Origin of the sequence: Planktotalea sp., assembly GCF_039984035.1 — a bacterium.
Taxonomy (GTDB): Bacteria; Pseudomonadota; Alphaproteobacteria; order Rhodobacterales; family Rhodobacteraceae; genus Planktotalea.
In genome coordinates this window covers 1-6022 of record NZ_JBDWVM010000047.1, presented here as the reverse complement: position 1 = coordinate 6022, position 6022 = coordinate 1, and the positions used below count along the sequence as shown (strand labels likewise).

The window sequence follows — 6022 nt, the reverse complement described above, 5'->3', positions numbered from 1 at the left end:
GATAATCTGGCAGCACTGTCTTGGCCTGTGTCCCTGCCCGTTCGCGCCAATCGGCCACGCTGGCGCTGTCTGCGATAAGCACCTTGGTCCAAGCGCCCGCGTTGTCTGTGGGCGACAATACAAAGGGCCACATATCAACATCATCTTCGCCCAGCCCGAAGCGGTCTAAGATTTGTCGCCGTGCCACTTGCTCGCGTGCTTGGCCGCGCAAGGCAGGGGGTAGTTCCAGTGTGAGAACAGGCGCTGCCGCACCTGGGATCAGCCCGATCTGGCGTTTGCGTGCAACTGCGCCTTTGTCGGTCAAGTAGACGAACCGAGGATCAAGCGTGGAGGCGGCAGGCGTTTTCAAAAACTATCTCGTTCATGGATTTTAAGCTGGGTCAGGATGCAAGTTGCTCGGGTAGAGTTCAATGGTCAAAGTTTAGGGGTAATAGCTGACGCGCCAATGGGTTGAAATGCCTGCGGGCAAGGGTTGGCGAAAGAGAACGGCGCGGCGGGATGCGATCCGTGGCCCGAGCGTTGCGGTGGCATCCACCTGAAACCAATCAGAGCCAACCGATAGCCGCGTCGCGGGGAAGATATCGTCTAGAGAACTGCCAAGGGATGCTTCTATGAGCAGCACGAATTCTTCTACCGATCCGAAAGGTTCACGGGAGCGCCGCGAAAGCACTGTGTTCAAAGCGGCAGGGCGCAAATCGGGCAGTAAACTGGCAAGGACGCTGCGCGATGCTGTATTAATGTTGAGCGTGCTGTCCCCCGGTAGCGCCGTGGCGACGGTGCTTAGCCGTTCGATATCCCGATCTGACAGCGATGGGATCTGGCGGAGTTGATCGAACATCAAGAGAGGCCCGCCAACGGGATCAAGCGCAGGGGTTTGACGTGCATAGGCTTGGCGCTGTTCTGGTCCGCCGTTGCGAATAAAGCCACGGATTGCGGCCCCTGCTTGGGATGAGACAGACGCCAAAGCAAGCAGTCGATCAAATGCTTCGCTTGTGGCTTGGTCTTCGCTGTTGGTCAGCCAGTTGATGTTGAACAAACCTTGCATGTCTTTGATGTTGCCGGCGATACGGCCGCGATCCACATCAACGGCATACTCAGAGCGCGCCCAAGCGTCCGTCGCATGATCAATGGCACCGTTCGCGCGGTCCTGATCGAGAACTGCAATTGCGACGGTTTCAAAGCCATCCAGATAGAGCGACAGTTGATCCGCTGTTTGCGTGGCTTCCAATCGCGCGCGTCCCTCTTCGGCGCGGGACAATAAAAGGACCGCAACTGCCGCCAATGCCGCGACCAAGACCAAAGCATTCACAAGGACAAACCCGGCATGTGATGTGTGTCTGTTTGTCGTCATCTGAGGCTATGCACCAAGGGAATATCGCCGAATTCTTGCGTATGCAGGGTAATTTCCACAGCCAAGGGCAATGTGCTGGAATAGACAATTGCAGAGCTTGCGGTTTGATCGCTGTCTATTGCGTTGGTGGTGGTGTTGGCCGAATTGGGTTGGCGCAACCCGTTGATCCACCCTTCAACAGGCCAATAGCTGCGCGCGCTAAATCCATCGATTTCACGCAAAATGACCACCTCGGAGCTGCGGGCATTTGGGCGCGCTGGAATAAGCGTCGGCCAAACCGCACGCGACAAGGTGTTTGTCGCGCCGTCGTATCGCCATTCACTGCGATGCATGGCGCCCAGTTGATCGTTGGCGCCAAGGCTGGGTTGACCGGCAATCGATAAAGACAGGCGGGTGCTTGACCCTGTTAAGCGCAGGGCAGATTGCGGGGCTTGTCGCTCTGGCGGGAAAAACAAAAATGGCACCAATGCGCTGAGATCATTGCGCAGGAGAGCCACGGCTTGACCCAATTCATGGGTGTTTTCGCTCAGTTCGACCAGATGATCGCGATTGCGCAGCATGCCTGTCAGGCTTTGCAAACCCATAATCGCAACGAGGGCGAACACTGCCATCGCGACCACCAATTCGATCAGGCTAAGGCCGCTGTCTTTATGCCCGCGCATGGTGCTCACCGGTTAAAGGGAAGGTATACTATATAAAGAGCGCCCCCCCTTTGGCTTTTGGCGGTGATGGTTGATTTAACAAAGCCACCGGCAGTTGTTTCATTGTCTTGCTCAAGCTCAAATGTCTGACCACCCAAGGTGACAGAGCTTGGCAGATTGGCACTTGGTCCGAGTAGTTTCAGCTCTTCCGCCCGATTGCGGGCGGCGATCTGCGCGAAGCTGCGCGTCTCGCTTCCGCCGATGACAACGCGGGATTGATCCGTTGCACGAAGGGCAGCAATGCTGCCGATTGAGAGCACCAAAACAGCAACAGCAAGCTCGACCAGAGTGAGGCCTTGATCCTGTTTTAAGCGTCGTCGCATATCAGGCCTGTCCATCCGTCGCTGCGACATCTCAGGGTTTGCAATTGTCCTGATGTAAAAGAGATATCAAAGGGATTGGTTTGCCCATTTGACAGAAACACGATGTCGGGTTGTCCCTGAGACGCGCCGCTGATGCGCGCGGCGCTGAGCGCAACGCGCCCGCGCCAACGATGTGCGCTTTTTGCAGAGACCCATCCATCCTTGCCCATGTGCACGGGAACCAAACCATTTGGCTGTACGTTCAGGCCGCGGCTGGTGCGGCCCTGAATGGCGAGTGTGCGATTGGTGTTAAAACTGCGCTCGAACCATGCATGATCAGAGCTGGCCGCTTTCGGACTGGGGCGCAGGGCGGTGATAGTGACGCCCGTTGCCAAGACCGACATAATCGCGACAACAACGAGCAGTTCGATCAACGTGACGCCTGCGTCTGCGTGGCCAGATGTGGAACCTAGTTTTGGGTCCATGATCCGATGTCCTGATTGGCGCCGCTGCCGCCAGCCACACCATCGGCCCCAAAGGTAAACACATCAAAATCGCCATGAACGCCGGGCTGTAAATACTGATAGGGTTGCCCCCATGGGTCCACCGGCACCCGATCCATATACCCTTTTGTGGCCCAATTTTGCGGCACTGGGTCTGTTGTCGGTGCGCTCACCAAGGCAGCGAGCCCCTGCTGTGTGGTTGGATATTGAAAGTTGTCGAGGCGGTAGAGCTGGACCGCGCTGGCAACGGCTGCGATGTCAGATTGTGCGCGCGCTGCGCGTGCCTGATCCGGGCGGTCAATGACGCGCGGGACAATGACCAGCGCGAGGATCGACAGGATCACGACCACGACCATTAGCTCGAGTAGAGAAAATCCGGCCTCACGGGACGTGTCGGAAACGTCCGCATCTGGTTCGAAAGCAGGTTGCGCTCGCAACATAATATAATGTCCTCAAATATCTTAACCTATGATACGGCTCGGCGCGTACTCTTGTCTATGGCTTAGGGCGTTCGATGTCTCAGTTTGAAATTCTATCGATACTGTTGATCGCGCTTAGCCCAGCGGTAGGGTCGTTTCTAGGCGTCTTGGTCGATCGCCTTCCACGCGGCGAGGATGTTATTGTAACGCCCTCCGCATGCCGGTCCTGCAAAGCGAAGTTGCGCTGGTTTGAGCTGGTCCCAGTGCTGAGCTTTTTGGTTCAGCGTGGGCGGTGCAAAGGCTGCACATCGTCAATCCCGCCTTGGGTTTTCTATATCGAAGTGCTGGCAATCGGGGCGGCTGTTCTTGGGGTGATCGCATCGCAAGGGCACATCTTAGACGCTGTTTTAACGACGATCTTCCTGTGGATGCTTCTCGCCTTGGCCATCGCGGATGCCCGTTGGTTTCGACTGCCCGATGTGCTGAACGCCGCGCTCGCTGCGTCGGCCCTCGCATTGGCCAGCTTGCCGAGCGGCATTGGCATGCAGGCCGTTTATGGTGCCCTGATCGGGGGTATGAGTTTTCTAATCTTGCGTGTTGGCTACCAAAGGGTTCGGGGCCGCGAAGGGTTGGGCCTTGGCGATGTGAAATTGATGGTGGGGCTTGGGGCTTTTATCGGGCCTTTCACCTTGCCATGGATGTTGATGATTTCGGCCTGCACGGCACTAAGCGTCGCGCTTGTTCAACAGCTCAATCGTGCGCAGCGCGTTAATTTGCAAACGCCTCTGCCCTTTGGCACGGCGCTGTGTGCGGCCACCTTTGCGATTTGGCTCGCCCGTATGTTGAGTTGAAATTCCGCGCGCGCGTTCAAGGTGAATTGACTTGAGGCAAACATCTCCTATCCTGCCCGATGCATTTTATGTCTTTAATATTCAACCTTTTGACGCTGGAACCTTCACAACATGACCGCTCCTTTATCCAAGCTCTGCAGTTTCGTTTTGATCGCAGGCCTTTCCCTTTCTGGACTGCCATCGCAGGCGCAAGAGGATGCCGCGCCTCCGACAATGGCGGCTGTGGAACAGGCGTGGCAGCGCGGTGACTTTGCTGAAGCGCGCAAAGGTTTGGAACATCTCGCAAACACCTTGGACACACCGCTGGCCCAATATCGCTACGGGCGCATTTTGCTAGAGGGGCGCGGTGGTCCGCAAAACGTGGCCGAGGGCGTGGAATGGTTGGAAAAGGCCGTTGCGCAAAATCATCCTGAGGCGGCGACCTTGCTTGCTCGCGCGCTGCTGAGCCAACCAAAGGAAACACGCGATCCGAAACGCGCGGCGTCCCTTTTTCTGAATGCGGCGGCGCGCGGAAATGCGGAAGCGCAATATTACTTGGGTCTTCTCTATCGCAGGGGACAAGGGGTCGAAGCGGATGCCGTTGCCTCCTTTAACTGGTTGTTGGCGAGCAGCGAAGGGTTCAACAAAGATGCGCAATACGAATTGAGCCGCGCCTATGCGCAAGGGGTTGGAACGGCGCAGAACAACAAAGAAGCACTGCGCTGGATGGAGGAAGCTGCTGCGAACGGTCAAAGAGACGCGCAGTATTCATTGGCCTTGTCCTATGAGGTCGGCGCTGGGGTGAACCAGTCGGACTCCCAAGCGGTACAGTGGTTCACTAAAGCCGCAGAAGCGGGTCATATTTTGGCGCAGCGCAGCCTTGGCACCGCATATTTGCAAGGGATCAATGGCAAAGCGCCAGACGCAGAAAAGGCGTTGCGTTGGCTGACCGCAGCGGCAGACGCGGGCGAGCCGGGCGCGATGAACAACCTTGCATTGGCGTATTTTCAAGGCACTGTAATTCCAAATGATGATGCGCTTGCACTGCATTATTTTGAAGAGGCCTCTTACCGCCGCTTGGCCCGTGCGACCATGGCATTGGCCGGTATGACCGAGGCAGGTCGCGGGACGGAAGCGAACATCAAGAAAGCGGTCGAGTTATACGAACTTGCAGCGACGCAGGGCGATCCGGCAGGGTTAAAACGCGTCAGCCAATTGGCGCTCGCAGGGCGGATGGACGATGCTTATGCGCCGCATGATTTGGTGAAATGGATTGCCCCGCTTTTGCAAGAACCAGACAATGAAACAGCGGTAAATTGGATGCAGGCGCAGGTTGATGCGCGCGTGCGCAGCGCTCAGGCCGCGCTTGGCAGTTGGTATCTGACGCAGGAGGGCAAAACGGACGATGGTTTCGCCCTGATCGAAAGCGCAGCCATTGCCGGTCACGTCGCGGCGCAACACCAACTCGGCGCTGCATTGGCCACGGGTGATGGCATAGAGCTGGATTACGTGAACGCCTATGCATGGTTAAATGTTGCGGCGGCAGGGGGTCATGAAGAGTCTATTGAAACCCGTGATTTGATTGTTGATCTGATGACGCCTGATCAAGTGTCAGAAGCTCAGAAAATTGCCCGCGCCTTTTTTGAAGAAGCGGCAAATCGTGCGCCAAATACAGAGCAAACGGTCACAGGTGTTTCCGAATGAGAGGGTTGTTGCTGCGTTTGGCGATGCTGATGGCACTTTTCGGCACTCAAAGTGTCGCGCAAGAGGCTGCCCTGCCCTTGGAGCAGTTGCAGGCTTCTGCACAAGCGGGCCAAATGAGTGCGCAAACCCAGCTTGGCCTGCGCTATTTGCGCGGCGATGGTGTTCCTCAGGATTTCGCGCTTGCGGCTGAATGGTTTGCCAATGCGGCCGCT

8 protein-coding genes and 1 pseudogene are annotated in these 6022 nt (G+C 56.7%); 3 read left to right on the top strand and 6 right to left on the bottom strand.

What is annotated here, in order from left to right:
- The 6 genes from ABJQ89_RS02160 to gspG form a co-directional block, all read right to left on the bottom strand.
- The coding region (locus ABJQ89_RS02160) for a hypothetical protein (RefSeq protein WP_348494633.1) at nucleotides 1–349 on the bottom strand (349 nt) is incomplete at its 3' end.
- Between the two features lie 72 nt (nucleotides 350–421).
- The gene (gene gspK / locus ABJQ89_RS02155) at nucleotides 422–1351 is read right to left on the bottom strand and encodes a type II secretion system minor pseudopilin GspK (protein ID WP_348494632.1); all 930 of its coding nucleotides are present in this window, start codon (nucleotides 1349–1351) and stop codon (nucleotides 422–424) included.
- Entirely contained in the window at nucleotides 1348–2013 is a 666-nt protein-coding gene (locus ABJQ89_RS02150; protein WP_348494631.1) for a type II secretion system protein GspJ, read from the bottom strand. Before ABJQ89_RS02150 ends, gspK begins: the two co-directional genes overlap by 4 nt.
- 5 nt (nucleotides 2014–2018) lie before the next feature.
- On the bottom strand, nucleotides 2019–2375 hold the full coding sequence (locus ABJQ89_RS02145; protein WP_348494630.1) for a prepilin-type N-terminal cleavage/methylation domain-containing protein: 357 nt from the start codon (nucleotides 2373–2375) through the stop codon (nucleotides 2019–2021).
- The gene (locus ABJQ89_RS02140; protein ID WP_348494629.1) at nucleotides 2360–2839 is read right to left on the bottom strand and encodes a prepilin-type N-terminal cleavage/methylation domain-containing protein; all 480 of its coding nucleotides are present in this window, start codon (nucleotides 2837–2839) and stop codon (nucleotides 2360–2362) included. Before ABJQ89_RS02140 ends, ABJQ89_RS02145 begins: the two co-directional genes overlap by 16 nt.
- Nucleotides 2824–3297, bottom strand: coding sequence for a type II secretion system major pseudopilin GspG (gspG, locus tag ABJQ89_RS02135; RefSeq protein ID WP_348494628.1), 474 nt, complete (start codon nucleotides 3295–3297; stop codon nucleotides 2824–2826). The genes ABJQ89_RS02140 and gspG overlap by 16 nt, the downstream gene beginning before the upstream one ends.
- A gap of 74 nt (nucleotides 3298–3371) precedes the next feature.
- On the opposite strand from gspG, the gene ABJQ89_RS02130 reads away from it, so the two are divergent.
- The 3 genes and pseudogenes from ABJQ89_RS02130 to ABJQ89_RS02120 form a co-directional block, all read left to right on the top strand.
- Complete coding sequence (locus ABJQ89_RS02130) at nucleotides 3372–4127, top strand: A24 family peptidase (protein WP_348494627.1); 756 nt, start codon at nucleotides 3372–3374, stop codon at nucleotides 4125–4127.
- 111 nt (nucleotides 4128–4238) lie between these two features.
- Nucleotides 4239–5810 (top strand): hypothetical protein, encoded by a 1572-nt coding sequence (locus ABJQ89_RS02125; protein ID WP_348494626.1) that lies wholly within the window; start codon nucleotides 4239–4241, stop codon nucleotides 5808–5810.
- Nucleotides 5807–6022 (top strand): annotated as a pseudogene (locus ABJQ89_RS02120) (hypothetical protein); the annotation flags it as partial. The gene ABJQ89_RS02125 and the pseudogene ABJQ89_RS02120, both read left to right, overlap by 4 nt.